Genomic DNA, 436 nt, shown 5'->3' with positions numbered 1-436 from the left:
TTATAAACATAACGAGAACGCTCAAAAACTAATTCTTTGAACGTCTCATCTTCGTTTATGTCATATGCTCCACAAACCCTAAGTAATGCCTTGTTAGATGTAGAAAGAATGCGCTTTAGGTTATCATCTTCATCATCCCCTAAGTGCATCCTGTCTTTGAATTGTTGTAATGTTACATCTGAAATTACTGTGTCCATTTACATCACCCTTGTGTTGGTGGCGTTACTTCCTCAAGTTTTAATGTGTAAACTTGTGAAGTGTATTTATCCTTTGGTTTACCTGTAGCATATTGTTTAGCGATATAAAGCGTTGCATCTTCTAAAGCTAGAGTTTCTTCAAACTTTTTGATTGGCTCCGTTCCACCCATCGCTGCAATGTACTCGCCTTTAACAAAGAACATTACTTTCCCTTGAGGTACAAATACTGATTCTGAAGG

1 protein-coding gene and 1 pseudogene are annotated in these 436 nt (G+C 37.2%); both read right to left on the bottom strand.

Translation table 11 applies throughout. The features are described 5' to 3' along the window. Window positions 1–197 (bottom strand): hypothetical protein (locus JDS99_RS31030; protein ID WP_199696505.1); only part of this gene is annotated, 197 nt, incomplete at its 3' end. A gap of 5 nt (window positions 198–202) precedes the next feature. Next, window positions 203–436 (bottom strand): annotated as a pseudogene (locus JDS99_RS31025) (phage major capsid protein); the annotation flags it as partial.

Source organism: Bacillus cereus group sp. N6, from assembly GCF_016483705.1.
Taxonomy (GTDB): domain Bacteria; phylum Bacillota; class Bacilli; order Bacillales; family Bacillaceae_G; genus Bacillus_A; species Bacillus_A wiedmannii.
Note: the sequence above shows the minus strand (reverse complement) of the source record. Positions and strands in the feature narration are given on the sequence as shown.